At 65.5% G+C, this 24,785-nt stretch carries 23 protein-coding genes; 7 read left to right on the top strand and 16 right to left on the bottom strand.

The features are described 5' to 3' along the window. Positions 1-417: 417 nt before the first annotated feature. Positions 418-1,617: a class I SAM-dependent rRNA methyltransferase gene (locus J7655_RS19920; RefSeq protein WP_230925890.1), complete on the bottom strand. Its 1,200-nt coding sequence runs from the start codon at positions 1,615-1,617 to the stop codon at positions 418-420. Positions 1,618-1,809: 192 nt separating this feature from the next. Between J7655_RS19920 and J7655_RS19915 the strand changes: the two genes are divergently transcribed. The 5 genes from J7655_RS19915 to J7655_RS19895 all read left to right on the top strand — a co-directional run bounded on the left by J7655_RS19915 (position 1,810) and on the right by J7655_RS19895 (position 6,485). Further along, positions 1,810-2,622, top strand: coding sequence for an HDOD domain-containing protein (locus J7655_RS19915; RefSeq protein WP_230927766.1), 813 nt, complete (start codon positions 1,810-1,812; stop codon positions 2,620-2,622). A gap of 93 nt (positions 2,623-2,715) precedes the next feature. Further along, on the top strand, positions 2,716-3,528 hold the full coding sequence (gene mutM, locus J7655_RS19910) for a bifunctional DNA-formamidopyrimidine glycosylase/DNA-(apurinic or apyrimidinic site) lyase (protein ID WP_230925889.1): 813 nt from the start codon (positions 2,716-2,718) through the stop codon (positions 3,526-3,528). A 34-nt stretch (positions 3,529-3,562) separates the two neighbouring features. Then, entirely contained in the window at positions 3,563-4,141 is a 579-nt protein-coding gene (locus J7655_RS19905) for a lysophospholipid acyltransferase family protein (protein WP_230925888.1), read from the top strand. A 76-nt stretch (positions 4,142-4,217) separates the two neighbouring features. Continuing rightward, positions 4,218-4,556: a multidrug transporter gene (locus J7655_RS19900; RefSeq protein ID WP_230925887.1), complete on the top strand. Its 339-nt coding sequence runs from the start codon at positions 4,218-4,220 to the stop codon at positions 4,554-4,556. A 93-nt stretch (positions 4,557-4,649) separates the two neighbouring features. Next, positions 4,650-6,485, top strand: coding sequence for a Na/Pi cotransporter family protein (locus J7655_RS19895; protein ID WP_230927765.1), 1,836 nt, complete (start codon positions 4,650-4,652; stop codon positions 6,483-6,485). A gap of 89 nt (positions 6,486-6,574) precedes the next feature. On the opposite strand, the gene ggt is transcribed toward J7655_RS19895, so the two are convergent. The 6 genes from ggt to J7655_RS19865 all read right to left on the bottom strand — a co-directional run bounded on the left by ggt (position 6,575) and on the right by J7655_RS19865 (position 13,264). Next, complete coding sequence (ggt, locus tag J7655_RS19890; protein WP_230925886.1) at positions 6,575-8,233, bottom strand: gamma-glutamyltransferase; 1,659 nt, start codon at positions 8,231-8,233, stop codon at positions 6,575-6,577. 108 nt (positions 8,234-8,341) lie between these two features. After that, positions 8,342-8,593, bottom strand: coding sequence for a YfhL family 4Fe-4S dicluster ferredoxin (locus tag J7655_RS19885; protein WP_004373873.1), 252 nt, complete (start codon positions 8,591-8,593; stop codon positions 8,342-8,344). A 198-nt stretch (positions 8,594-8,791) separates the two neighbouring features. Further along, positions 8,792-9,274, bottom strand: coding sequence for a pantetheine-phosphate adenylyltransferase (gene coaD, locus J7655_RS19880; protein ID WP_147811578.1), 483 nt, complete (start codon positions 9,272-9,274; stop codon positions 8,792-8,794). A gap of 104 nt (positions 9,275-9,378) precedes the next feature. Further along, positions 9,379-10,977: a GMC family oxidoreductase gene (locus tag J7655_RS19875; RefSeq protein WP_230925885.1), complete on the bottom strand. Its 1,599-nt coding sequence runs from the start codon at positions 10,975-10,977 to the stop codon at positions 9,379-9,381. Between the two features lie 268 nt (positions 10,978-11,245). Beyond that, complete coding sequence (locus tag J7655_RS19870; protein WP_230925884.1) at positions 11,246-11,791, bottom strand: twin-arginine translocation pathway signal protein; 546 nt, start codon at positions 11,789-11,791, stop codon at positions 11,246-11,248. Positions 11,792-11,833: 42 nt separating this feature from the next. Continuing rightward, the gene (locus tag J7655_RS19865) at positions 11,834-13,264 is read right to left on the bottom strand and encodes a coniferyl aldehyde dehydrogenase (RefSeq protein WP_230925883.1); all 1,431 of its coding nucleotides are present in this window, start codon (positions 13,262-13,264) and stop codon (positions 11,834-11,836) included. Positions 13,265-13,474: 210 nt separating this feature from the next. Between J7655_RS19865 and J7655_RS19860 the strand changes: the two genes are divergently transcribed. Continuing rightward, a complete protein-coding gene (locus tag J7655_RS19860) occupies positions 13,475-14,131 on the top strand; it encodes a TetR/AcrR family transcriptional regulator (RefSeq protein WP_230925882.1) in 657 nt (218 codons plus the stop codon). Between the two features lie 5 nt (positions 14,132-14,136). Here the strand turns inward: J7655_RS19860 and J7655_RS19855 are convergent, their stop codons facing one another. The 4 genes from J7655_RS19855 to J7655_RS19840 are packed head-to-tail and all read right to left on the bottom strand — an operon-like array spanning position 14,137 to position 18,795. Then, a complete protein-coding gene (locus tag J7655_RS19855) occupies positions 14,137-14,616 on the bottom strand; it encodes a response regulator (protein ID WP_230925881.1) in 480 nt (159 codons plus the stop codon). Positions 14,617-14,618: 2 nt separating this feature from the next. After that, complete coding sequence (locus J7655_RS19850) at positions 14,619-16,970, bottom strand: ATP-binding protein (protein WP_230925880.1); 2,352 nt, start codon at positions 16,968-16,970, stop codon at positions 14,619-14,621. Continuing rightward, on the bottom strand, positions 16,967-17,629 hold the full coding sequence (locus J7655_RS19845; RefSeq protein WP_230925879.1) for a response regulator: 663 nt from the start codon (positions 17,627-17,629) through the stop codon (positions 16,967-16,969). Before J7655_RS19845 ends, J7655_RS19850 begins: the two co-directional genes overlap by 4 nt. Beyond that, positions 17,626-18,795, bottom strand: coding sequence for a sensor histidine kinase (locus J7655_RS19840; protein ID WP_230925878.1), 1,170 nt, complete (start codon positions 18,793-18,795; stop codon positions 17,626-17,628). Before J7655_RS19840 ends, J7655_RS19845 begins: the two co-directional genes overlap by 4 nt. Before the next feature lie 163 nt (positions 18,796-18,958). Between J7655_RS19840 and J7655_RS19835 the strand changes: the two genes are divergently transcribed. Next, a complete protein-coding gene (locus tag J7655_RS19835; RefSeq protein ID WP_230925877.1) occupies positions 18,959-19,465 on the top strand; it encodes an SgcJ/EcaC family oxidoreductase in 507 nt (168 codons plus the stop codon). A gap of 1 nt (position 19,466) precedes the next feature. Here the strand turns inward: J7655_RS19835 and J7655_RS19830 are convergent, their stop codons facing one another. From J7655_RS19830 to J7655_RS19810, 5 genes are all read right to left on the bottom strand, one after another. Further along, the gene (locus J7655_RS19830) at positions 19,467-20,447 is read right to left on the bottom strand and encodes a hydrolase (RefSeq protein WP_230925876.1); all 981 of its coding nucleotides are present in this window, start codon (positions 20,445-20,447) and stop codon (positions 19,467-19,469) included. A gap of 67 nt (positions 20,448-20,514) precedes the next feature. Further along, on the bottom strand, positions 20,515-21,132 hold the full coding sequence (rsmD, locus tag J7655_RS19825; protein WP_230925875.1) for a 16S rRNA (guanine(966)-N(2))-methyltransferase RsmD: 618 nt from the start codon (positions 21,130-21,132) through the stop codon (positions 20,515-20,517). Next, positions 21,132-22,592, bottom strand: coding sequence for a M16 family metallopeptidase (locus J7655_RS19820; protein WP_230925874.1), 1,461 nt, complete (start codon positions 22,590-22,592; stop codon positions 21,132-21,134). The genes rsmD and J7655_RS19820 overlap by 1 nt, the downstream gene beginning before the upstream one ends. Further along, positions 22,589-23,956 carry a M16 family metallopeptidase gene (locus J7655_RS19815; protein WP_230925873.1) on the bottom strand — a complete coding sequence of 456 codons (1,368 nt, stop codon included), beginning with the start codon at positions 23,954-23,956 and terminating at the stop codon, positions 22,589-22,591. The genes J7655_RS19820 and J7655_RS19815 overlap by 4 nt, the downstream gene beginning before the upstream one ends. 144 nt (positions 23,957-24,100) lie before the next feature. Continuing rightward, positions 24,101-24,535 carry a BLUF domain-containing protein gene (locus tag J7655_RS19810; protein WP_230925872.1) on the bottom strand — a complete coding sequence of 145 codons (435 nt, stop codon included), beginning with the start codon at positions 24,533-24,535 and terminating at the stop codon, positions 24,101-24,103. Positions 24,536-24,785 lie beyond the last annotated feature (250 nt).

Here is a 24,785-nt window from a genome sequence, read left to right as displayed (position 1 = left end):
CCCATTACCCGCAATCTGAAGTCAGCTCGTGGCTGTCTCCAATATCCTCAATCGATACGGCCCTATCGTGTAGGCCGTTCGTTGTGTAAATAGCCAAAAGCAATAAGCACGCCAGGCGACCGCGATTCGGTCGATGACGCTCTGCTTCGCTGTCTGAAGCCTAGTTCAGCCTGTGCGGGTGTGCAGAGTGGGTGTGGGAGGAAGTAACAGGCGGGAAGATGGAAGGCACCTGACGACACGCACTAGGTTGGTGCGTATCGCTCGAGCCTGGGGCGGGCGCCGGTTGCCGATCACATGGCCGTTGCGCCGCGACCCACCGTCAGTCCGTAGCCCGGATGTAATACGGGAATGGCCAGGCGCCAGGCACCGCCCCGGATTGCATCCGGGCTACGGCTGCAACTGTCTTGGTCCGGGGGCTTAACTATTGGGCAGCAGGCGCACGGTCAGGCTCTTGATGTAGCGGGTTTCGCCGATGGCCGGGTGCACCGGGTGATCCGGCCCCTGGGCGCCGCGCTCGAGCAACTGGATGTTGCGATCCAGATGGCGGGCGCTGGTCAGCAGGATGTTCTGCAGGTTGTCCTCTTCCAGGTGCATGGAGCAACTGGCACTGACCAGGATGCCGTCCTTGTTCAGCAGGCGCATGGCGGTTTCGTTGAGGCGGCGGTAGGCCGCTTCACCGTTCTTGATGTCCTTCTTGCGCTTGATGAAGGCGGGTGGGTCGGCGATCACCACGTCGAAGCGCTCTTCGGCGGATTTCAATTCGCGCAGGGCGGCGAACACGTCGCCCTCCACGCAGGTGACCTTCTCGGCGAAACCGTTGAGCGTGGCGTTGCGCTCCACGCCGTCGAGGGCGAAGGCCGAGGCATCGACGCAGAACACTTCGCTGGCGCCGAAGGCTGCGGCCTGTACGCCCCAGCCGCCGATGTAGCTGAACAGGTCGAGCACGCGCTTGCCCTTGACGTAGGGCGCCAGGCGCGCGCGGTTCATGCGGTGGTCATAGAACCAGCCGGTTTTCTGCCCTTCGATCACCGGTGCTTCGAACTTCACGCCGTTCTCTTCCAGCGCCACCCACTCCGGCACCGCGCCGTAGGCAGTTGCCACATAGCGCTCGAGACCTTCTGCGTCGCGCGCGCTGGAGTCGTTCTTGAACAGGATGCCGCTGGGTTTGCACACCTGGATCAGCGCGGCGAGCACGTCGTCCTTGTGCGCCTCCATGGTGGCCGAAGCCAGCTGCACCACCAGAATGTCGAAGAAACGGTCCACCACCAGCCCCGGCAGCAGGTCGGAGTCGCCATACACCAGGCGGTAGCAGGGTTTGTCGAACAGACGCTCGCGCAGCGACAGGCAGACGTTGAGGCGGTGCACCAGCAGGGATTTGTCCAGCACGTGCTTGACGTCGCGCGACAGCAGACGCGCGCAGATCAGGTTGTTCGGGCTCATGGCGACGATGCCCAGCGGTTTGCCGCCGGCGGCTTCGAGAATGGCCTGATCACCGGCGGCAAAGCCATGCAGCGGGGTGGCGGCGACATCAATCTCATTGCTGTACACCCACAGGTGGCCGGCGCGCAGGCGTCGGTCGGCGTTGGCTTTCAGGCGCAGACTGGGCAGGGAAGACATGGGTTCGGGCTCCGCAGGGCAAAGAGCGGGATTATAGCGGTTTGCACGCCGCCCTGGCGGTTACAAAAAGTCGACTGTGGGGCCTGCCGTGCATTGGCTAGACTGTGCGTTACATCTCACCCTGCGCGACCTCAACTCATGACTTACGAACTTACCGCCGAACAGATCCAGCAAGTCCTGCAGGGTATCAGCGTGCCGCCGCAACCGCAGATCATGGTCGACCTGCAGATGGAGCAGGTCATGCCCAATCCTGATCTGCGCAGCATCGCCAAACTGATCAGCCAGGATCCCGGGCTGTCCGGCGCCTTGCTGAAAATCGTCAATTCGCCGCATTTCGGCCTGGCCAACCGCATCGCTTCGATCCAGCAGGCGGTCAATCTGCTGGGCTGCAACACGGTGATCAACCTGATCAATGCGCAGTCGATCAAGGGTGAGCTGACCGATGAGGCGATCCTGGTGCTCAACCGTTTCTGGGACAGTGCTCAGGATGTGGCCATGACCTGCCTGACCCTGGCCAAGCGCCTCGGCTATCACTCGCCGGACGAGGCCTACAGCCTGGGGCTCTTCCACAATTGCGGCATCCCGCTGATGATCAAGCGCTTCCCCAACTATATGCAGGTATTGGAGGAGGCCTACGCCAGCGCCAGCGACGAGCGCCGCGTGGTCGATACCGAAAACCGTCTGCTGACCACCAATCATGCAGTGGTCGGGTATTTCACGGCGCGTTCCTGGCGTTTGCCGGAGCACCTCTGTGAGGTTATCGCCAACCACCATAACGCCCTGTCGATCTTCAGCGACGACTCCGGGCGAGATGCACAGCTCAAGACGCTACTGGGCATCCTGAAGATGGCTGAGCATATCTGCGAGACTCACCGCGTGCTGGGTGCCCAGGCCGTCGACATGGAATGGCAATACATCGCCCAGCCGATTCTGGAGTATGTGGGGCTCTCGGAGTATGACTTCGAGAACCTGCGTGAGAGCATCCGCGACCTGGCCGTGCTCTGAAACGGGGTGCGCCGCTCACGCGCGGGCGTGCGCTACCGTTTTCTGCGCCGCTCCTGCTAAGGTGGCGCACCGTCGTTTTCCTGACGTATCGCCATGCCTGAATTACCTGAAGTCGAAACCACCCGCCGGGGCATCGCCCCCTATCTGGAAGGTCAGCGCGTCAGCCGCGTGATCGTGCGTGAGCGCCGCCTGCGCTGGCCGATTCCCGAAGATCTGGACATTCGCCTGTCCGGTCAGCGTATCGAGCGCGTCGAGCGCCGTGCCAAGTACCTGCTGATCAAGGCCGAGGCAGGCAGCCTGATCAGCCACCTGGGCATGTCCGGCAGCCTGCGCCTGGTCGCGTGCGGCCTGGCTGCGGCCAAGCACGAGCATGTGGACATCGAGCTGGAGTCCGGTCTGGCGCTGCGTTACACCGATCCGCGGCGCTTCGGCGCGCTGCTCTGGAGCGAAGACCCGCTGCGCCATGAGTTGCTCAGCAAACTCGGCCCGGAGCCGCTGGGTGACGCCTTCGATGGTGAGCGCCTGTTCCAGTTGTCACGCGGGCGCAGCATGGCGGTCAAGCCCTTCATCATGGACAACGCCGTGGTGGTGGGGGTGGGCAATATCTACGCCAGCGAAGCGCTGTTCGCCGCCGGTATCGACCCGCGCCGCGAGGCCGGCTCAATCTCCCGGGCGCGTTATTTGAAGCTGGCCGATGAAATCAAGCGCATCCTCGCTTATGCCATCGAGCGCGGTGGCACCACGCTGCGCGACTTTGTCGGCGGTGATGGTCAGCCGGGCTATTTCCAGCAGGAGTTGTTCGTCTACGGCCGAGGCGGCGAGTTCTGCAAGGCCTGTGGCAGTACCCTGCGAGAGGTCAAACTGGGCCAGCGAGCCAGCGTCTACTGCCCACGTTGCCAGCGTTGAAACGCCTGATACGAATAAAAAATCCGAGGTACTGATGTCCGGCAACTATCTGCCCCCCAATCCTTTCGCCGAATGGCTGGGCCGCACGGTGCTGAAGCTGATGGGCTGGCGTATCGACGGCCAGTTGCCGAAGCTCGACAAGTTCGTCGCCATCGGTGCCCACCATACGTCCAACTGGGATTTCGTGATCTTCATCGCGCTGAAGTTCGTGCTGCGCCTCAACGCCCGCTGGTTCGGCAAGCACAGCATCTTTCGCTGGCCTTTTGGCGGTCTGATGCGCAGCTGGGGCGGTGTCCCGATTCGCCGGGATCGCACGCTCAACACCGTCGAGCAGGCGGTGCAGGCCTTTCGCGAGCATGATCAGTTCATCCTGGTGCTGTCGCCCGAAGGCACGCGCAAGAAGGTCGAGCGCTGGCGGATGGGCTTCTACCATATCGCCCTGGGCGCCGGTGTCCCCATTGTGCTCGGCGCGCTGGATTACCAGAACCGGCGGGTGGTGATCGGCCCTGTTTTCCAGCCTACTGGCGATGAGCGCGCCGATCTGGCTGCGATGCTGACGTTCTTTCGTCCTTACGTGCCGAAAAAGCCGGAGTATGCCTTTCACGGCGATTGACGTCCGTCACGCTGACAATTGCCAATGCGCTGTTATAGTTATTGGTAGTTTCCCGAATAATCTGAAGGATCGATCCATGAAAGCGTTCCGCACTTCCGCCGTTGTCCTGGCGCTGACCTCTGGCCTGCTGGCGCTCTCGGCGCAGGCGGAAGTGGTTCAGCAGAACGTCAGCGGCGACCCGCTGTACACCGTCGAAGCGCCCAAGGGCTTCGCCATGGTCGGTGATCTGGTTGTCGCCCGCCCGCTGCTGATCGGCGCAACCCTGGTCGGCACTGCAGCCTTCATTGTCAGCCTGCCGTTCACCGCGCTGGGGGGCAACGTCGGTGAAGCCGCGCAAGCCCTGGTGGTCGAGCCGGGGCGTGAAGCATTCGTACGTTGCCTGGGCTGCACCAGCAGCGGCTACAAGCAAAACTGATTCGCTGTAACCTGTTTATCGCGGCCCCACGCCTCCTCGTCGAGGCGTGGGGCCGCGTGCATGTGCAGGTCGCAAAAGGAAAGCACGGTGATCATGAAGTACCTGCGTGTGGTGATGTTGCTGCTGGTGGTGGCGGGGTTGATTGCCTCGTTCTGGTTCAGCCAGGGCTGGCTGCAGCTTTGCGCCGGGCTCGCGATCTTCCTGTTCGGCATGCAGTGCCTGGAAGAGGGCTTGCGCCAGCTGGCCGGCAGCAAGCTGGAACAGATACTCGGACATAGCACCTCTACGCCCTTCAAGAGCCTGTTGTTCGGCGTTGGCGGCACCTTGTTGCTGCAGTCCAGCACCCTGGTGTCGCTGCTGACCATCGCGTTCATCAGCACCGGGTTGATCCAGCTGGCCGGCGGCATCGCCATCCTGTTCGGCGCCAACCTGGGTGCCACCAGCGGCATCTGGCTGCTGGCGATGGCCGGGCAAAATCTCAGCCTGAGCCCGTTGGCATTGCCACTGCTGGTGTTCGGTGTACTGGCGGGTTTCTTCGGGGCCAAGAGCAAGGCGGCCGGGCGCATCGTGCTGGGCATCGCTTTCATCTTTCTCGGTATCGATCAGATCAAGGAGGGCTTTGCCAGTTTCGGCGATGGCCTGGACATGACCGCCTATCACGAGAGCGGGTTGCGTGGGGCGCTGCTGTTTACGGCCATTGGCATGGCCGTCACCGTGGTGCTGCAGTCCAGTCACGCCACGCTGATGCTGACCCTGGCGGTCTTGGCCAGCGGCCAACTGGAGCTGGGGCAGAGCCTGGCCATCGCCATTGGCTCCAACGTCGGCAGCAGCGTGACCACGGCCTTCGTCGGTTCGCTCGGCGGCAACCGCAGTGGTCAGCGGCTGGCCCTGGCGCATGCGTTGTTCAACATCACCACAGGGGTGATCGCGTTCATCCTGCTCGGCCCGCTGACCTGGCTGGTGCAGGCGCTGGCCGAACCGCTGGGGCTGGGCGGCAATAGCCTGATTCAACTGGCGATGTTCCATACCCTGTTCAATGCCATGGGCGTGGCGCTGTTCTGGCCGTTACAGGCGCGTCTGGCGCAGTGGTTGATTCGCTGGCTGCCGGAGCGTGTCGAACCGTCGGTGCTGATCACCGAGTTGGTGTCGGAGCAGATGGCCGAACCCGAGCTTACCCGTGCCCGTTACCTCAATGAGCGGGCGCTGGACTCGGTGGATGCGGCCTCCGGCGCGGTGGTGCAGGAGCTGGGGCACCTGGGGCGTCTGAGCCTGGAAGTGATCTGCCATGCGCTCTACCTGCCGGTGGATCAACTGGCGCGTGTGCGTGGCGATGAGCATGTGCTGCAGGCCAGGCCCGCCCACAGTGGGTTCGAGGCCGATCACCTGTATCGCGTCCATATCAAGGGCGTGTATGGCGATCTGCTGAGTTTCATGGGGCGCATGGAGTTGCCCATGGATGAGGCGCACCAGCAGTTCTGGGTCAGCTGCCAGCTGGCGGCGTTGCAACTGGTGGATGCGGTCAAGGACGCCAAGCACCTGCAGAAGAACCTGGGCCATTACCTCGACGCGTCCCCCTCGGTGGTGCGCGATGCCTATGTGGAGCTGCGTCGCCATTTGCTCGCCACCCTGCATGAGGTGCGCGAGCTGGCGCGTACCGAGCTGCCCGAGGAGGCCTGGCAGTCACGCCTGCGCTGGCTCGACGAGCAGGCGGCCAATTTCGATGCGACGTTCCGCCAGCGGCTGTTCGCCCAGGTGCGCGAAGGGCGCCTGGATGGCCTGCAGACCAGTTCCCTGATGAATGATCTGGGCTATGCCAGCCGTATTTTCCAGAGCCTGCGCAACGTGCTGATGCTGGGCAGCGAGCAGGCGCTGTTCCGTGAACTACGCAAGTTCGGTGAAGAGCAGGAGAGCCTGATACGGCTCCCCTGAGGCCTGGTAGCCCGGATGAAATTCGGGGCTTTCGGGCCACGAGCCTTCCGGATTTCATCCGGGCCACACTCACACGTGAGCGCTGCGCCTCAGGGCGTCGCTGTGCCAATCCCGCGTGGGTCGCTGGCGGCCTGCACCTCGCCGCTGGCCTTGTTCCAGAACAGCACCTGCTGGTTGCCGTACTGCCGCTCCAGAGGTTTGAGTGCATGGCCGCGCTTTTGTAGCGCGGCGACCTGCTCAGCGCTGAAGGTATCCGGCTCATGCTCGATCACGTCGGGCAGGAACTGGTGGTGGTAGCGCGCCACCGCCGGCCAGCGCGCGATGGGCTGATCGTCCAGATATTCGAGCATCGACAGCAGCACCATGCTCGGAATACGGCTGCCGCCCGGTGTGCCGAAAGCGGCGAACTCGTCATTGCTTTCGATGAAGCTCGGGCTCATCGATGACAGCGGGCGTTTGCCGCCGGCGATGCTGTTGGCCTGGCTGCCGGTCAGGCCGTAGGCGTTGGCGCCTTGCACATCGGCGGCAAAATCGTCCATCTCATCGTTGAGCAGCACGCCGGTGCCGGGCACGGTGAAGGCGGCGCCGAACGGCAGGTTGATCGATAAGGTGGCGGCTACCGCGTTGCCCTCGGCATCGAGCACGGCAAAATGCGTGGTGTGGTCGCCTTCATGCCAGGCGCCGGCTGGCGGCAGGCTGGCGCTGGGCGTGGCGCGCTCGGGGTCGATGCTGCCGGCCAGTACGGCCAGGTGTCCGGGCGAGAGCAATTGCTCGACCGGGTTCTTGACGAAGTCCGGGTCGCCCAGCAGGCCACGGTCACGGTAGGCGCGGCGCAGCGCCTCGACCACATAATGCACGCGTTGTACCGGGTCAGCCTCGCGCCAGGGCAGTTGGCCGAGTATCGCCAGGCTCTGCGCCAGGGCGATGCCGCCCGCCGAGGGCGGCGGTGCGCTGATCAGCTCGCGGCCGTCTTCGAGGGGGAAACGCAGCGGCGTGCGCTGTTGCACACGATATTCCGCCAGATCGTCATTGTTCCAGATGCCGCCTGCCTTGCGCACGCCGGCGATCAGGCGCTTGCCCAGCTCGCCGCCATAGAACCCGGCGCGGCCGTGCTCGGCCAGCGCCTGCAAGGTAGTCGCCAGCTCCGGCTGGCGCAGCAGGAAACCTTCTGCCGGCACCTCGCCCTGATCGAGAAACAGTCTGGCGCTTTCGGGGTCATCGCGCAGCGCGGCCAGACGCCAGGTGGCGCGTTCGCGGTAGATGCGATCGACCGCGAAGCCTTCATTGGCCAGGCGAATGGCCGGCTCCAGGCTGGTTTTCAGCGGCAGACGGCCGTGTTTCTCGGCCAGTTCGACCAGCGCGGCCGGCAAGCCGGGAATGGCCGCCGCCAGGGCACCATTGAGCGACAGCTCGCGCTGTACCTTGCCGTCACGCACGTAGAGATCTGCCTTGGCCTCCAGCGGCGCGCGTTCGCGGGCATCGAGGAAGTCGTAGGTCGGCGTCTCGCCGCCACTGCGCAGGAGGAAGAAACCGCCGCCGCCAATACCCGAACCATAAGGCTCGACCACGGCCAGTGCTGCGCTGGCGGCTACGGCGGCATCGAAGGCATTGCCACCGGCGTCGAGCATCTGCTGGGCGGCGGCTGTGGCGGCGGGGTGGGCGGTGGCAATGGCGGGTTGCTGTGGCGCGGCCTGGGCCAGCAGGCTGGCGCCGAGCAGCAGGGTCGATAGCAGGAGTGTGCGCAACATGCGATCTACCAGAGGCGGCTGAAAGAAGCCTGCAGCTTAACAGCCTCGCTCGGGCGATAGGGCACAACGGGCGCGGAGAAGCAGGAGGCCGCTGGCCTCCCGGCACTATCAGGCCTTGCCGGTGATGATGCGATATTTCTGCATCAGTTCATCCTTGCTCTCGACGTTGTTCTCGTCGAGCGGGATGCAGTCCACCGGGCACACCTGCTGGCATTGCGGTTCATCGTAGTGACCGACGCATTCGGTGCACAGGTTGGGGTCGATCACGTAGATCTCCTCACCCTGGGAGATGGCGCCGTTGGGGCACTCGGGTTCGCAGACGTCGCAGTTGATGCAGTCGTCGGTGATGATCAGGGACATGGAACAACTCCTGTCGCAGCGCGGGCTTCGACATTGGCGGACAACGATGGCGCGAATTGTGCCGTATTGGCGTGCCTTGTGCCATTGGCCTGATCAGTCAGGCGCCGCTACCTGTAGGCGCGGCGCCCCGCCGCGAATCTGGGCCCGCCAGACACGCTTTGCCCCGGGGCGGGGGCTCCTACTAAAAGCCGATATTGCTTAGCTTTTACGAAACCGCGCGTTCAGGGCGTCGGCCACGGCGGGGTGAACGAACTTGGAAATATCGCCACCCAGGGCCGCGATCTCGCGTACCAGGGTCGAGGAGATGAAGGAATACTTCTCCGACGGCGTGAGGAACAGGCTTTCGACGTCCGGCGCCAGTTGGCGGTTCATGTTGGCCAACTGAAATTCGTACTCGAAGTCCGACACCGCGCGCAGGCCGCGCAGGAACACATTGGCGTTCTGTTCCTTGACGAAGTGCGCCAGCAGCGAGGAGAAACCCACCACTTCGACGTTGGGCAGGTGCTTGGTCACCTCACGGGCCAGTTCGACACGTTGCTCCAGCGGGAACAGCGGGTTCTTCTTGGGGCTGGCGGCGACGGCGATGATGACGTGATCGAACAGGCGCGCAGCGCGTTCGACCAGATCACCGTGGCCCTTGGTGATGGGGTCGAAGGTGCCGGGGTATAACACTCGATTCATCGGGACGTCCTGGCAGGTCGAAAAGGAGTCGGATGGTAGCGCAGCGCATGCCAGCGGCCAAGCCACGGCCGCCGCCGGGTTTTTCAATGTTGTAACGCCGGCGTCTAGCCCGGACTCTTCAGGCGCTCTGCCAGTAACGTGGCGAGCTTCGAGGTCAGCCCGTAGATCGACAGCTGCGGGTTGGCGCCGATGCTGGTGGGGAACAGCGAGCCGTCATGCACCGACAGGTTGGCCAACTGATGATGCCGACCCAGGCTGTCGACCACCGCCTGCTGCGGGTCTTCGCCCATGGCGCAGCCGCCCATGACATGGGCGCTGCCCAGACGCGTGCGATAGAGCACCAGATCGAGCTGCTCGATCAGTGTCCTGGCTTGCTGCCAGCTCTTAACGTAACCGGCATCGGCGTGCAGCGGCATCACCGCCTTGGCGCCGGCAGCGAACTGGATTTCGGCCATGCTCAGGAAGGCGCGGCGCACGCCCTCCCAGGTGTAATCGGTCATCTGGTAGTCGAGCACCGGGCTGCCGTCGCTGCGCAGCTCCACACGGCCTTCGGCGCAGTCCGGGTGGAAGCCGTCACGCAGCAGGGCGAGCATCACGTTGGTGTGTGGCAGTTGCTCCATGCGCAGGGCGTTTTCGCGGCCAAACTCGCCGAGCATGGTGGCGGTCAGTGCCGGTTGCAGCGGTGGCACTTCCAGCTTGTAGGACAGCCGCCCGGTGGTGCCGTCGTCCCACTGGAAATGGTCGGAGTAGAGCGACTGCGGTGCACCATAGAAGGGGTTGATCACCTGCTCGAACTGCGCAGCAGAGAAGTTGACCAGGTGCAGGTAGGTACGCCGGCCGACGCGCTGGTGCGGGTCGGGCGTCGCCGAGCGCAGGAGGATGCCCGGGGTGTTGATACCGCCACCGGCCAGCACGTAATACCGCGCCTTGACCCGGATGCGCCGGCCATTGGGCGCTACGCAGCGTTCGTCCATGCCCTGGCAGTCGATGCCGACCACCTGGTCACCTTCGATCAGCAGCTTGTCGGCGCGCGCCAGGTAGAGCAGCTCACCGCCTGCGTCGAGGGTGGCGGGGATGGTGGTGACCAGCATCGATTGCTTGGCGTTGGTCGGGCAACCCATGCCGCAATAGCCCAGATTCCAGCAGCCGCGCACGTTGCGCGGGATCGGCGCCCAGTGATAGCCAAGCTTGTCGCAGCCGCTGCGGATCACCTCGTTGTTGGCATTCGGCGGCACCAGCCAGGGGGCGACGCCCAGGCGCTGTTCCATCTTCTCGAACCAGGGCGCCATGGACTCGACATCATGGCCTTTCACGCCATGTACGTCGGCCCAGTGAGCGAGGGTTTGCGGCGGGGTGCGAAAGCTGCTGGTCCAGTTGATCAGTGTGGTGCCGCCGACTGCGCGGCCCTGCATGATGGTGATGGCGCCGTCCTTGCTCAAGCGGCCGATGCCTTCCTGATAGAGGCTCGGGTAGGCCTCGGCCTCCTGCATCCTGAAGTCGTCGCTGGTCTTCAGCGGGCCTTCCTCGATCAGCAGCACCTTGTAGCCGGCAGCGCTGAGGATTTCCGCCGTGGTGCCGCCACCAGCGCCGCTGCCGACGATGGCGACGTCGGCCTCCAGGGTCAGGTCGTTTTCCAGGCGTGAACCGTCGTGGGTCTTCCAACCCCTGGCCAGGCCTTGCTTGAACAAATCGGGTACAGGCATTGTTATTCCTCGGCGTCACTGAAACCTACTGCGCGATCCGATTGCGGCGTCAGGTTCTCGCCCGTGGCTCGGCGTACTTCAGTACAGCCTCGCCACGTGCTGCGAGCCTTCCTTGCACTCGAACCGCTCGCTACGGTTTCAGAGGCCTCATTCTGATAATCGCTGTTGGCTAAATTCCAGTTGGTAGGGTGGGCTTCAGCCCACCAAGGCTGGCCGCTGTTGGTGGGCTGAAGCGGATCGCCGCCCGGCCCACCCTACGGATCAGCCGCTATACGGTGGGCGGCCCGGGATAGCCGCAATGCGCCCAGGCCTCCTGGCGGCTGTACCAGGCCATCATCACCAGTTGCAGCAACGAGGCATGGCCCATGCGCAGTAGGCTCAGGCTGCTGTTCTGCCAGCGCTTGAGGAACTGCCGCACATCATCGGCGCTGGCGTTGTCCCAGCTGCCCCAGACCCCGGTCAGCGGGCCGCGGCTGATGGGCAGGGCCAGCACGTCGAACAGTTGTACGGTCAGTTTCAGCATCGCTGGCGACAGGTGCGCCAGGCTGTTATCGAGGCTCTGGAGGGTGCCGTCGATGGCCTGCGGCATCTGCTCGGCGCTGACGGCGCCATCGAGCATCACCGGGATCAGCGCGCGCAGAAAGGGCAGGTCGCTGCTGCGCAGGATCAGGTAGCCGCTGGCCGGCGTGCTGGCCGAGCAACCGCTTAAGGTAGCGGTCAGCCCGGCGGTGCCGAGCAGTGCCGTGCCCAGCAGGCCGACCTTGAGCAGGCTGCGCCGCGACAGGTGCGGCGCGTCGAGGGTGGTGTCGTTCATTGTTGTTGTCACCAGGCGTAAAACGGGCGCAGCCCGCATTGATCAGCGTACGAACAGCTTATAGACCAGCTTCTGCAGCGCCTTGCCATAGGGCGGGTAGATCAGCCGCGCGGCGTTGAAACGCTGCTTGATGAACACGCCCTTGGCCTTGCTGAAGGTCAGAAAGCCTTCGTGGCCATGGTAATGGCCCATGCCGGACGGGCCGACGCCGCCGAACGGCATGTCGTCCTGGGCCACGTGCAGCAGGGTGTCGTTGAGGCACACGCCGCCGGAGTGAGTCTCGTGCAGCACGCGTTGCTGCTCGCGCTTGTCGTAGCCGAAGTAGTACAGCGCCAGCGGGCGCGGGCGGGCGTTGACGTAGGCGAAGGCGTCTTCGATGCGGTCGTAGGGCACCACCGGCAGCAGCGGGCCGAAGATCTCGTCCTGCATGACCTTCATGTCGTCGTTGACCTCCAGCAGCAGGCTCTGCGGCAGGCGTCGGCCCTGTGCTTCGGGATACAGCGGGATGATCCGCGCGCCCTTGGCCTGGGCGTCCTGCAGGTAGCCGTTGAGGCGCAGCAACTGGCGCTCGTTGATGATCGCGGTGTAATCCGGGTTGTCCTTGAGCTGCGGGTAGAAGCGTTGCACCGCTGCACGGTAGGCAGCGACGAAACCGTCGACACGCTCACGCGGCACCAGCACGTAATCCGGCGCCACGCAGGTCTGCCCGGCGTTGAGGGTCTTGCCGAAGGCGATGCGCTCGGCAGCGTCCGCCAGTGGCACATCGGCGGAGACGATGGCCGGCGACTTGCCGCCCAGCTCCAGGGTCACCGGCGTGAGATTTTCGGCGGCGGCGCGCATCACATGCTTGCCGATTCTGGTGGCGCCGGTGAACAGCAGGTGGTCGAACGGCAGTTTGGAGAAGGCCATGCCGACTTCCGCCTCGCCGAGGGCGACGCTGACCAGATCCTCGGGGAAGATGCGCGCCAGCAGATCTTTGACCAGTTGCGAGGTGGCCGGGGTGGACTCGCTCATCTTGATCATCACCCGGTTGCCGGCGGCCAGCGCGCCGGTCAGCGGGCCGATGGCGAGAAACAGCGGGTAATTCCACGGCACGATGATGCCGACCACGCCCAGCGGCTGGTAAATGACCTTGGCAGACGCCGGCATGAATTGCAGGCCGACGCTGCGCCGCGAGGGTTTCATCCACTTCTTGAGGCGTTTGGATGCGTAGTGGATGCCATGCAGACTGGGCATCAGTTCGGCGAGCAGGGTTTCGTCTGCCGAGCGGTTGCTGAAGTCCTGGGAAATGGCCGAGATCAGGGCATCCTGCTGCTCGGTCAGCAGTTCGCTGAGGGATTTGAGCCACTGCAGGCGCTGTTCGGCCGAGGGCATCGGATTAGCGGCGAAAGCCGCGCGCTGCAGGGCGAAGGTGGCCTCCAACTGGTTGATCTGCTGTTGGCTCTGCTGCAGATAGGCGATGTCGGCGACCATGGGTTTCTCCTAGACGTTCCAGCGGGCTGCTTGGGACTGTGCTGGATTTCTAGAGCAATTACTCTAATGTGTCAAATAGGATGCCGCGTCGCTGTCTGAGTCGCACCCTAACCAAAGGCCAGCAGCAACCTCTGGGATGCGTCGAGGGGTAACACTTCGGCTGTTTCGCCTGTACCTTTGCCACTTTTGAAGTCGAGATCGAGCTGCGTCATGGCGCCACCCAAGACCCGCGACCGCATCGTTGCCGAGAGCCTGGCCCTGTTCAACGGCCAGGGCGAGCGCAACGTCACCACCAACCACATCGCCGCGCACCTGGGCATTTCGCCGGGCAATCTGTATTACCACTTCCGCAACAAGCAGGTGATCATCGCCGAGCTGTTCGCCCAGTACGAAGCGCAGGTCGACAGCTTCCTGCGCCGCCCAGAAGGCCGCGCGCTGACGGTGGAGGACAAGACCTTCTATCTGGAGGCGCTGCTGGCGGCGATGTGGCATTACCGCTTCCTGCACCGCGACCTGGAGCACCTGCTGGAATCCGACGCCGAGCTGGCCGCGCGTTACCGCGCCTTCGCCCGGCGCTGCCTGGTGGGGGCGCAGTCTATCTACCAGGGGTTCGTCGAGGCCGGCATCCTGCTGATGACCCCGGCGCAGATCGAGGCGCTGACGCTCAACGCCTGGATCATCATGACCTCCTGGGTGCGCTTTCTCTGCACGGCTGGTGCCAGCCCGGACAACCTCAGCCAGGACATGCTGCGCCGCGGCATCTACCAGGTGCTGGCGCTGGAGGGCGGCTATATCGCGCCTTCGGCGCGCGCGGCGGTCGAGGCGCTGTACGATCGCCTGCACGTGCCGCTGGAGCAGGTGCTCTGAGACGATCAGCTACTGTTGCCCAGCGCCATGGGTCTGGCCCGCAAGGGCTGCTGGTCGGGTTGCAGGCGCCGTAACTGGCGATACAGCGCGCGGGTTTCCAGCAGGTTCCACACCCGCAGCAGGGTCTCGATGGTATCCAGCGGCTTGCTGATGAAGTCGCGCGCGCCCAGCGCCAGGGCGCGCAGCCGGGCCTCGCGGGTGGCATCGGCGGTGAGTACCAGAATCGGCAGGTAATCATCGGCGGGAATGCGCCGCTGCAGCTGTTCGAGCACGGCGAAGCCGTCCAGGCCGGGCATGTGCAGATCGAGAATCAGCAGGTCCGGCTCGAAGCTGCTGAACAGGGCCAGCGCCTGGGCCGGGTCGGTGCAGCTGAGCACGTTGTGCAGGCCCTCGCGGGCCAGCAGTTGTTCCACCAGTTCGAGGTTGGCGGGCTGATCGTCGATCACCAGGATACGAAAATCGTCGGCGGGCGCTGGTTGGTTCATGGTCAGGCTCCGAGAGGCGGGGTGGGTGTGGCGGCATCCAGATGCTGGCGCAGGGCGGCGAGAAAGGTCGGCACGTGCAGGGGTTTGCTCAGCACCGCGGTGGCGCCGGCCTGCTGCAGGTCGCGCCGGGTGCCGGCGCTGACGTCGGCGGTGATCAGCAGCACGGGTGTATCGCTGCTGCTGGGGTTCAGACGCAGGCGCTTGAGCACTTCCTGGCCCGAGAGGTCGGGCAGGTCGAGATCCAGCAGAATCACCTCGGGGCGGTGCTGCCAGGCCAGATCGAGACCGAGCTGGCCCTGCATGGCCGAGATCACCTGCACCTGTGGCCAGCGCGACAGCAGGGTCTCGATCAGCGCCAGGCTGGACAGGTTGTCTTCGATGCACAGCACGCGCAGCGGTCGCTCCGGCGGAGCGATGTCGCTGGCCGCGGGTGGTGGCGCCGCGGCCGGCGCCGGCAGCAGGCCGTCATGCACCTGCGCCCGTGGCAGCGTCAGGCTGAAGGTGCTGCCCTCGCCGGGCGTGCTGTGCACGCCGAGGCTGCCATCCATCTGCTCCAGCAGGCTCTTGCTCAGGGCCAGGCCCAGGCCGGTGCCCTCCACCTCGCTGGCCGCGGCGCCGAGGCGCTCGAAGGGAATGAACAGGCGCTCCAGATCCTCGGCGGCGATGCCCGGGCCGTTGTCGATCACGCTCAGCGTGACGGTGTCGCTGTCGGCCTGCACCCGCACTTCGACATGGCCGCCAGGGTGGTTGTACTTGATCGCGTTGGACAGCAGGTTGAGCAGCACCTGCACCAGGCGCTGGCGGTCGGCCTGCACGCAGAGCTCGGCGGGCAGCTCCTCCGGCAGGCGCAGGCGGATATCGGCGCTGTCGGCCTGGGGCGACAGCAGCAGGCTGACCTCCTGCAGCAGCGGGCGCAACGCCAGCGGCTCGGGGCTCAGTGCCAGCCGCCCGGATTCGATGCGGGCAATGTCCAGCACCTCGTTGATCAGCCCCAGCAGGTGCCGCCCGGCGCGCAGGATATGCCGCACCTGGGCCTGCTGCGCCGGTGTGCCGCGGTCCATTTCCAGCAGCTGGGCGAAGCCAAGGATGGAATTGAGCGGGGTACGCAGCTCATGGCTCATGCGCGAGAGAAATTCGCTTTTCGCCCGACTGGCGTTCTCCGCCTCTTCGCGCGCCGTGCGCAGGGCGGCCTCGGCATTGCGCCGGTCGGTGATGTCGCGGGTGATCTTGGAGAAGCCGCGCAAGGTGCCGCTAGCGTCACGCTGCGCGGTGATCACCACGTTGGCCCAGAACAGCGAGCCATCGCGGCGCTGGCGCCAGGCCTCTTCCTCGTAGCGCCCTTCGCGGGTGGCCGCCTGCAGGGCCAGGTAGGGGGCGGTGTCGCGGGCCTGCGGCGGGTAGAACAGGGAGAAGTGGCAACCGAGGATGTCCGCCTCGCTGTAGCCCTTGATGCGCTCGGCGCCGGTGTTCCAGGAGGTGACGTGGCCGCTGGGGTCGAGGCCGAAGATGCCGTATTCCTTGACCCCGTCGATGATCAGGCGCAGGCGTTCCTCGTTGTCGCGCAGGGCGCGCTCGCGTTCGGCCAGCAGCTGCCCGGCCTCTTCCAGGCTGGCGGCGAGCTGGCCGATCTCGTCGGCCGCCGGGCCTTGGGGAATCAGCGGCTGACCCAGGGCCAGACGCCGCGCGTTGCGCTCGACCTGCTGCACCCGATGGACGATGCCGGTGGACAACAGCGCCACGGCGAACAGTGCACCGAGCACACCGAACATGGCAGCCAGACTGGTGGCCAGGAGCATGCGCGAGCGCACCGCGCTGGCTTCGGCGTTGCGCTCGTCGAGCAGGGTCTGCTCACGCTCGAGCATCTGCTGGATCTCCTGGCGTAGCGCATCGAGCACGTGCTTGTTGTCCACCAGAATGCGCGTCATCGCCGCGCGGTCATCACTGCTGGCCAGCGCCTTGAGCTGTTCCAGGCCCTCCAGCTTGATCACGATCAGCGGGCGCAGGCGTTCCAGGCTGCCGCGCATCTGCGGGTCGCGGATGTCCGTATCGAGGCGCCGCAGCGTGCTGTCGATGCGCTCCAGCGCACTGCGGTAGGACGGCAGGAAGTCGCTGCGCTGGACCAGCAGGTAGCCGCGCACGCTGGCCGCCGCCTCGGCCAGCAGGCTGTGTACCGCCTGCACGTCGCCCTGCACGCGCAGTGCCCGGCGCACGTCGTCCTCGACCCGCGAGGTCTGGCGTTCGGTGACGTACACCAGCACCAGGGAGATCAGCAGCACCGCCAGCGGCAGGGCGATGATCACCAGGCTCTTGCTGCGCAGCGGGCGGTCGGTCCAGCGCGTGATCAGGCCCTTCATGCCTTGTGCTCCAGCGGCGCCACCAGGCCCAGGGCAATGCCCTGCACGGCGGCCTGGGTGCGGTCGGCGACCCCCAGCTTGCCGATCACCCGTTCGACGTGGGCCTTGGTCGTGCCGGTGGCGATGCCCAGCTCTTCGCCGATCTCGCGATTGGTGAACCCGGCGGCGATCAGTCGGAGCACCTGATGCTCGCGGGGCGTCAGCGCACTGCCCGGCGCGCCGCCCTGATTGCGCTGGACCACGCGGCGTAGCAATTGCGCACTGACCATGCCGTTGAGCGCGCACTGGCCGGCCGCCACCTGGCGCAGGCCGTCGATGACCTCCTGGCGGCTGGCATCCTTGAGCAGATAGCCGACGGCGCCGGCGTTGACCGCCGCTTCCAGGTGGTCGGGGCTGTCGTACATGGTGAACAGCAGCACCTTGATCGACGGCTGCTGTTCGCGCAGCAGGCGCGCGGTAGCCAGGCCGTTGAGCTGCGGCATGCGGATATCGAGGATGGCGATGTCCGGATTCAGGCGCTGGCAGAGCTCCAGCGCCTGGCGGCCGTCCACCGCCTGGCCGACGATGCTGAATTCCGGGCAGTCGGCGAGCATCGCGGCGAAGCCGGCGCGGGTCACCTCGTGGTCGTCGGCCAGCAGCAGGCGAATGGGTTCGTTCATGGGCTGTCCTCATCCGCCAGGGCGTGTGGAATGCTGGCCAATACACGGGTGCCCTGGCCAGGTTGGCTGTGGCAGGCGAACTGACCGCCAAGCAGCAGGCAGCGTTCGCGCATGGCCACCAGGCCCATGCCGCCTGTATCCGCCTGGGGTTTGGGTGGGCTGACAAAACCAGGGCCGCGATCCTCTATGTGCAGGTGCGCGGTGTCGCCATCGAGGTGCAAATCCAGGCTGACCGCGCCGTCAGCGGTGTGCTTGCAGATGTTGTTGATGGCCTCCTGGCCGACGCGAAACAGGGCGATTTCCACCGCCGGGCGCAGGCGCTGGGGATCGCGGCGCAGCCACTGCACCTGGCGGCCCTGGCTGCGCAGGCGGTCGAGTTCACGGTCCAGTGCCGGCGCCAGGCCGAAGTCATCCAGCAGGGTGGGGCGCAGCCCGCTAATGGCCTGGCGCGTCTCGCCCATGCTGCGTTGCGCCAGTTGCAGGATGGGCGCCAGGGCAGCGCGTAAATCCTCATTCAGTTGGCGATGCTGGGCGAAGCCCTGCAAGTGCTGATGCAGGCCGGCCAGGGTCTGCGCCAGGCCGTCGTGCAGGTCATAGGCCACCCGCGCGCGCTCGTCATCCTGGGCGCTCATCTGCCGATGCACCAGCTCCGACATGCTGCGCTCGCGCAGGCTCAGCGCCTCCAGCAACTGGCTGTTGTGCAGATGTCCGGCGAGCAGGGTGGCGAGCAGTTGCAGGGCTTCGAGGTCTTCTGCGTCGGGGCCGCGCATGGTGCTGGCGTTGCCCAGTAGCAGGGCGCCGAAGACTTCGTCCGAGGCCGCATGCAAGGGCAGGCAGAGCGCCAGGGCAACCTGCGCCAGCGGCGCTTCCAGCACCTGGGCGACGCCCGGCCAGGGCAGCGTGGCGAGCTGCTGTTGCAAGGCGGCCGGGCCGAAGCCGGCACTCAGACTCGGGCTGCCATCGGCTGGCCTGAGCAGCAGCACGCCGCCATCCATGGCGCAGAAGCTGCAGGCCCGCTGCAGAGCCAGTGCACCGCTTTCGGTGGCCGGCAAGGCGCTGAGGGCGCGGCCGCTCTCCACCAGCAGGCGCAGGCGCGCGGCGCGGCTTTCCGCCTGGCGGTAATCGGCGCGCAGGGCCAGCACGCTGTCGGGTGGGGTGTGCTGCATCTACGCCTCCACGAAGTGCGCGCCATCGGACGGCGCAGGCTAATGGCTCCAGGCACGTCTGGCATCTGCCACCTGGCATAGGCCGCTGGCTCCATCCGGCCGATGTGCAGGCGCCGTGCCGGTTGCATGCTGACGGCGTCCTTCAATAGCCGGAGATTCGACCATGTTGAAACCCTTGTTCAGCGGCTGCGCCCTGGTGTTCGCCCTGTCCGTGCCGCTGGTTCAGGCGGCTGAGGCGCCTTATGTCTATACGGAAACCGCAGCCGCCCCGAGCGATGCGCAGGAGCAACAGATCGCCAGCCTGTTCGAGCGCTGGAACGCCGCCCTGCAGACGGGCGATTCGGCCAAGGTGGCTGCGCTCTATGCCGACAACGGCGTGCTGCAGCCCACGGTATCGAATCGGGTGCGCGTAGGCCACGAGGCGATCCAGGACTATTTTGACCATTTCTTACAGGCCAAGCCGGTGGGCACGATCAACATGCGTGAAATTCGCCAGTTCGGCCCGGATGCGGTGGTGGACTCGGGGGTCTACACCTTCGCCCTGACCCAGGGCGACACGGTGCGCCAGGTGCAGGCGCGCTACACCTTCGTGTACCAGAAGGTCGATGGCGAGTGGAAAATCCTCAAGCACCACTCCTCGGCAATGCCGGAGCAGCTTGCTGCCAATTGACTCAGGCGAGTGAGCCGAGCCAGTGAGGGATGCGCCGCTCCAGGTAGTAACTGGGGCGGCGCGGGCTGCCTTCGACGAAGCCGACATGCCCGCCTTTGGCGTGCAGTTCAAATTCGGTGCCGGGGGCCAGCTCGCTGGCCTCGGGCAGGCTGTGACGGAAGATGAAGGGATCGTCCTCGGCCTGGATGATCAGCGTGCGTGTGCGAATTTCGCCCAGGTAGAAGCGGCTGGAGGCGCGCCGGTAGTAATCGTGGGCATCGGCGAAGCCGTGCAGCGGCGCGGTGATGCGTCCGTCGAAGTCCCAGAAGGTGCGCATGCCGTCCAGCGGCCCTAAGCGCTGCAGCACCGACAGGCGTTCGCCCTGGCCGCTCTCGGCGAACAGGCGCTGCTTGTTGCTGACATAGGCGACCATCTCACGCATGAAATGCGCCTGGTACACCCGCGAGAAGCCCAGGCCGATGCGGTCGGCGCACTGATCCAGACGAAATGGCACCGACACCGCCACGGCGCCCTGCAGCTGGCTTTGTTCGCCACTCTCCCCCAGATACTTGAGCAGTACGTTGCCGCCGAGGGAATAACCGACGGCGTACAGCGGCGCCATTGGCCGTTGTGCGCGCAGGTGGGCCACGGCTGATGCCAGATCCTCGCTGGCACCGGAGTGGTAGCCGCGCGGCAGCAGGTTGGGTTCACCGGAGCAGCCGCGCCAGTTCAGCGCCACGCTGGCCCAGCCGCGCGCGGCCAGCGCCTGTTGCAGCCCCAGCACGTAGAGCGAGTTGGAACTGCCGGTCAGGCCATGCAGCACCAGCACCAGCGGCGCATGGGCGTCATGCGGGCCGTGCCAGTCGAGGTCGAGAAAATCGCCATCGTCCAGCCACAGCCGCTCGCGCTGCCGTTCCAGTTGCGGCGGCTTGCGGCAGAAGGGGTTCCACAGCGTCTGCAGGTGCGGGCCGGGGAGCCACCAGGCGGGTTGGAATGGTGTCATGGGTATGGTCTATCCAAAACGTAGCCTGGATGAAATCCAGGGGCAACGCTCCCGGATTGCATCCGGGCTACGTTGGCTCCTGCGACGAACTTCTTTGCCACAGCGCGTAATGCACCTGGCCGGTGTGCTTCTCGCGGTGCAGACGCCAGTTGCCGGGCAGGCCCAGCGTCGAGGGCGCGGTTTCGCTTTCGGTATAGACCCAGGCGTCGTCGCTCAGCCAGCCCTGCGCTTCCAGCAGGTTGCAGGCGTCCTGCAACAGATTCTTGTGGAACGGCGGGTCGAGCAGGACGATATCGAAGCGCCGCGGCGCCGGCCGGGCCAGCAGTTGCAGGGCATCGCCCAGCTGGATTTCACCGGTGCTGCACTGCAGCGTCGTCAGATGCCCGCGCAAGGCGCTTACCGAGGCCGGGTTGAGGTCGCAGGCCAGGCCGCTGGCAGCGCCGCGTGACAGCGCTTCGAGCAGCAGCGCGCCGCTGCCGGCGAAGGGGTCGAGCACATGGGCGCCCTCGACATAGGGCGCCAGCCAGTTGAACAGCGTCTCGCGCACCCGGTCCGGGGTCGGGCGCAGGCCCGGCCCGTCGGGGAAGGCGAAGCGCCGCGAGCGCCACTGCCCGCCGATGATGCGCAACTGGCCCTGGCCGCCGTGAGCCTTGGCGGCCGGTTTTTGCGGTGTACGACCACGCATCAGTGCGGCACCGCGCTGGGTAGTTCGGCCGGGCGCTCGGTGGGTGGCGGCAATTCTTTCTGCGGCACCGTCGGGCCGGCGGTGACCACCACCAGTGCCTCGGGGTCGAGGTGTTTGGCCATCGCCGCCTTCACCTGCTCGGTACTCAGGTTTTGCACGTCACGCATGAAATCGTCCAGGTAGTTCAGCGGCAGGTCGTAGAAGCCCATCGACGCCAGTTGACCGACGATAGCGGCATTGCTTGCGGTGGACAGCGGGAAGCTGCCGGCCAGCTCGCGCTTGGCGTTGTCCAGCTCTTGCTGGGTGGGGCCGTCACGCAGGTAGTCGGTGAGCAGTTGCTTGACCAGCGCCAGGGTGCCTTCGCTCAACTCGGCGCGGGTTTGCAGGTTGATCATGAAGGGGCCACGCGCCTGCATGGCGCTGAAACCGGAGTAGACGCCGTAGGTCAGGCCGCGCTTCTCGCGCACTTCGCTCATCAGACGGGTGCCGAAACCGCCGCCGCCGAAAATCTGGTTGCCCAGGTACAGCGCGGCGTAGTCCGGGTCGCGCCTGTCGATGCCGAGCTGGGCGAGCATCAGGTGGGTCTGGTTGGACGGGTACTCGATATGGCTTGCGCCAGGCTTGGGTGTTTGCGGCTGGGCGATCTTGGCCAGCGCCGGGCCTTGCGGCAGGGCAGCGGATACCTGATTGGCGATGGCCTCGGCCTCGCTGCGCGACAGATCACCAACCAGCGCGATCACCGCATTACCGGCGGCATAGGCACGGGCATGGAAAGCCTGCAACTGCTGGCGGGTGATGGCCGGGATCGACTGCGCCGTGCCGTCGCTCGGGTGAGCGTAGGGATGCTGGCCGTACAGGCGCTCGAACAACTCGAGGCTAGCCAGCTTGCCCGGGTTCTGTTTCTGGAACTCGAAGCCGGCGAGCAGCTGGTTCTTGATCCGCGCCAGCGAGTCGGCGGGGAAGGTGGGCTTGCCCAGCACCTCGGCGAACAGCGCCAGGGCTGGCTCACGCTGCTCCTGCGCACTCAGGCTGCGCAGGCTGGCCACGGCCATGTCGCGGTAGGCGCCGTTGCCGAACTCGGCACCGAGCCCCTCGAAGCCGGCGGCGATGGCGCCAACGTCCTTACCCGGCACACCTTCGTTGAGCATGGCATTGGTCAGGGTGGCCAGGCCAGGCAGGTTGCCGTCCTGGCTGCTGCCGGCGGCGAAGGTCAGGCGCAGGTCGAACATTGGCAGTTCGCGGGCTTCGACGAACAGCACCTTGGCGCCTTGCGCGGTGCTCCAGGTCTGGATATCCAGCGTGCGGCGCGTTGGCGCCTTGCCGTCCAGTGCCGCCAGGGATTGCAGCTTGGCGGCATCGCCCGTGGGGGCCTTGTCAAAGAGGTTGGCGCAGGCGCTCAGCATCAGGGCGCTGGACAGGATCAGGCCGAGCAGGCCCAGGCGGCGGTGCTCAGGCTTCATGGGTGGGACTCCTCATTACGGGATTCTTCAGGCAGTACGTGGGCGACGCTCAGACGGTCGCGAACGAAGAAAGTACGGGCAGCCTGCTGGATGTCCGCCGGGGTCACGGCTTCCAGCTCGGCCAGTTCCTGGTCGATCAGTTGCCAGGACAGGCCGACGGTTTCCAGTTGGCCGATGCTGGTGGCCTGGCTGGTGATCGAGTCGCGCTCGAACACCAGGCCGGCGATCACCTGGGCGCGTACGCGGGCCAGTTCGGCGGCGGACGGCGGGGCTTTCTTCAGCTCTTCCAGCTCGCGCCAAAAGCCGGCTTCGGCCTGCTCCAAGGTCTTGCCCTTCTGCACGTTGGGCGTGGCAGAGAGAATGAACAGGCTGTCGCCACGGGTGAAGGCGTTGTACCAGGCGCTGGCGCCGGACACGAGCTCTTCGCCACGCTCCAGGCGGGTGGACAGGCGTGCGCTGTAACCGCCGTCGAGCAGCGCGGCGGCCAGGCGCAGGGCATAGACCTGGCGCGGTGTTTCGGCGGTGGCCAGGCCCGGCACGTTGAAGCCCATGATCAGGCTCGGCAACTGCGTCTTGAGGTATAGCGTGGTGCGACGTTCGCCCGGCGCGGCCAGCTCCAGTGGCAGTTTGGCAGTGGGCACGTCAGCGCGCGGGATGTCGCCGAAGTAACGCTGCACCTGGCTCTTGACCTCATCCACGCTGACGTCACCGACCACTACCAGAGTGGCGTTGTTCGGTGCGTACCACTTCTGGTGCCAGGCACGCAGGTCGTCGATATGCATGCGGTCGAGGTCGGCCATCCAGCCGATGGTGGGGATGCTGTAGCCGCTGGCCGGATACGCCATGGCCTTGAAGCGCTCGTAGGCCAGCGAAGACGGGCGGTCGTCGGTGCGCAGGCGGCGCTCTTCCTTGATGACTTCGATTTCCTTGGCGAACTCGTCGGCCGGCAGCTTCAGGCTGGCCAGGCGGTCTGCTTCCAGCTCCAGCGCCACGCCCAGGCGGTCGCTGGCCAGCACCTGGTAATAGGCGGTGTAGTCGTCGCTGGTGAAGGCATTTTCCTCGGCGCCCAGCTCGCGCAGGATGCGCGAGGCTTCGCCGGGGCCGAACTTGCCGCTGCCCTTGAACATCATGTGTTCCAGCGCGTGCGACAGACCGGTGGAACCGGGCGTCTCGTAGCTGGAGCCGACCTTGTACCAGATCTGCGAAACCACCACCGGCGCGCGGTGATCCTCGCGGACGATGACCTTGAGGCCATTGTCGAGCGTAAATTCATGAGTGGGCTGCGGCGCAGCAGCGAACGCCGCCAGCGGCAGGCAAAGCACCCCCAGAATCAGGCCAAGGGTGCGGCGTGCAGTGACAATCATCAGGTGTCGTCCTGTTTGGATGGCCGAGGCGGTCGAACCGCCGTTGACAAGAGGGCGTCAGGATACCCCATCCACACACGAGGCACCGCCCGCCGTTCCGACAGCGGCACATGCGGTTAGGTTCTGCGGCACGGCGAATTGCAATCAGTCGATGATCGGCGCGTTGATGGTGCTGACGTTCGCCGCAAGCTCCAGCAACAGGCCGTTGACCTGCTCGGCGCACATGCTGAAGGGGTCGAGGCGGTCGCTGCAGGAATATTTCAGAAACAGTTCTCTGTTGGCCTGCTTGGCGCCTGCCCAGCCCATGCTCCAGTTGGCATAGCGGCGTACGCTGATCTCTTCATAGTCGAGGATCGTCAGATCCTTGTGGCGGTTGTCCTCGGCCAGGCGGTTGTACAACGCATTGATGGCGTTTCGCGGCCCTTCCAGCGCCTGGAGAAAGGTATCGGCATTGCAGCAGAGGATGCCGGTGAGGCCGCGTGCCGGATTGTTGCGTTGCGAGCTGTCGAGAATCTCGCGGATCAACTGTGAAGAGATGCCATGGCTGGCGCGGCTGGCATAGGTTAGGCGGACAAGCATGCTGGCGACCCCGCAACAAGGTTGGGCTTGGAAAGAAGTTCGCCGATTGTGCATGGATTTGTACAACTGTTGTATAGCTTTTTGCTATCGCCGTCAGAGGCTGTTGCCCTGGTCATGCCCATGACGGCAAGCGCCTGATCAGTGGCAGGCAACTGGCCTGGCGTAACGCTGCGCGGCGGCCCGCTAAAGTGGTAAAGTCTCGGGCTGTTTCGTACAGCGCAAGCTCTTTGCAGTGCCCGTGCGGGCGGTT

The sequence above is a fragment of the Pseudomonas wenzhouensis genome (assembly GCF_021029445.1).
GTDB classification, from domain to species: domain Bacteria; phylum Pseudomonadota; class Gammaproteobacteria; order Pseudomonadales; family Pseudomonadaceae; genus Aquipseudomonas; species Aquipseudomonas wenzhouensis.
The sequence above is the reverse complement of the archived record's forward strand: the minus strand, read 5'-3'. Positions and strand labels throughout refer to the sequence as shown.

Bases quoted from the DNA above. Each gene is read 5' to 3' on its own strand.
- J7655_RS19810 (WP_230925872.1), bottom strand. From the start codon at position 24,535: ATGCTTGTCCGCCTAACCTATGCCAGCCGCGCCAGCCATGGCATCTCT.
- ggt (WP_230925886.1), bottom strand. From the start codon at position 8,233: ATGTTGCGCACACTCCTGCTATCGACCCTGCTGCTCGGCGCCAGCCTG.
- rsmD (WP_230925875.1), bottom strand. From the start codon at position 21,132: ATGCGTGGTCGTACACCGCAAAAACCGGCCGCCAAGGCTCACGGCGGC.
- J7655_RS19905 (WP_230925888.1), top strand. From the start codon at position 3,563: ATGTCCGGCAACTATCTGCCCCCCAATCCTTTCGCCGAATGGCTGGGC.
- J7655_RS19835 (WP_230925877.1), top strand. From the start codon at position 18,959: ATGTTGAAACCCTTGTTCAGCGGCTGCGCCCTGGTGTTCGCCCTGTCC.
- J7655_RS19855 (WP_230925881.1), bottom strand. From the start codon at position 14,616: ATGAACCAACCAGCGCCCGCCGACGATTTTCGTATCCTGGTGATCGAC.
- J7655_RS19885 (WP_004373873.1), bottom strand. From the start codon at position 8,593: ATGTCCCTGATCATCACCGACGACTGCATCAACTGCGACGTCTGCGAA.
- mutM (WP_230925889.1), top strand. From the start codon at position 2,716: ATGCCTGAATTACCTGAAGTCGAAACCACCCGCCGGGGCATCGCCCCC.
- J7655_RS19820 (WP_230925874.1), bottom strand. From the start codon at position 22,592: ATGAAGCCTGAGCACCGCCGCCTGGGCCTGCTCGGCCTGATCCTGTCC.
- J7655_RS19865 (WP_230925883.1), bottom strand. From the start codon at position 13,264: ATGGTCGCCGACATCGCCTATCTGCAGCAGAGCCAACAGCAGATCAAC.
- J7655_RS19900 (WP_230925887.1), top strand. From the start codon at position 4,218: ATGAAAGCGTTCCGCACTTCCGCCGTTGTCCTGGCGCTGACCTCTGGC.
- J7655_RS19895 (WP_230927765.1), top strand. From the start codon at position 4,650: ATGAAGTACCTGCGTGTGGTGATGTTGCTGCTGGTGGTGGCGGGGTTG.
- J7655_RS19845 (WP_230925879.1), bottom strand. From the start codon at position 17,629: ATGAACGAACCCATTCGCCTGCTGCTGGCCGACGACCACGAGGTGACC.
- coaD (WP_147811578.1), bottom strand. From the start codon at position 9,274: ATGAATCGAGTGTTATACCCCGGCACCTTCGACCCCATCACCAAGGGC.
- J7655_RS19815 (WP_230925873.1), bottom strand. From the start codon at position 23,956: ATGATTGTCACTGCACGCCGCACCCTTGGCCTGATTCTGGGGGTGCTT.
- J7655_RS19875 (WP_230925885.1), bottom strand. From the start codon at position 10,977: ATGCCTGTACCCGATTTGTTCAAGCAAGGCCTGGCCAGGGGTTGGAAG.
- J7655_RS19870 (WP_230925884.1), bottom strand. From the start codon at position 11,791: ATGAACGACACCACCCTCGACGCGCCGCACCTGTCGCGGCGCAGCCTG.
- J7655_RS19860 (WP_230925882.1), top strand. From the start codon at position 13,475: ATGGCGCCACCCAAGACCCGCGACCGCATCGTTGCCGAGAGCCTGGCC.
- J7655_RS19830 (WP_230925876.1), bottom strand. From the start codon at position 20,447: ATGACACCATTCCAACCCGCCTGGTGGCTCCCCGGCCCGCACCTGCAG.
- J7655_RS19840 (WP_230925878.1), bottom strand. From the start codon at position 18,795: ATGCAGCACACCCCACCCGACAGCGTGCTGGCCCTGCGCGCCGATTAC.
- J7655_RS19920 (WP_230925890.1), bottom strand. From the start codon at position 1,617: ATGTCTTCCCTGCCCAGTCTGCGCCTGAAAGCCAACGCCGACCGACGC.
- J7655_RS19850 (WP_230925880.1), bottom strand. From the start codon at position 16,970: ATGAAGGGCCTGATCACGCGCTGGACCGACCGCCCGCTGCGCAGCAAG.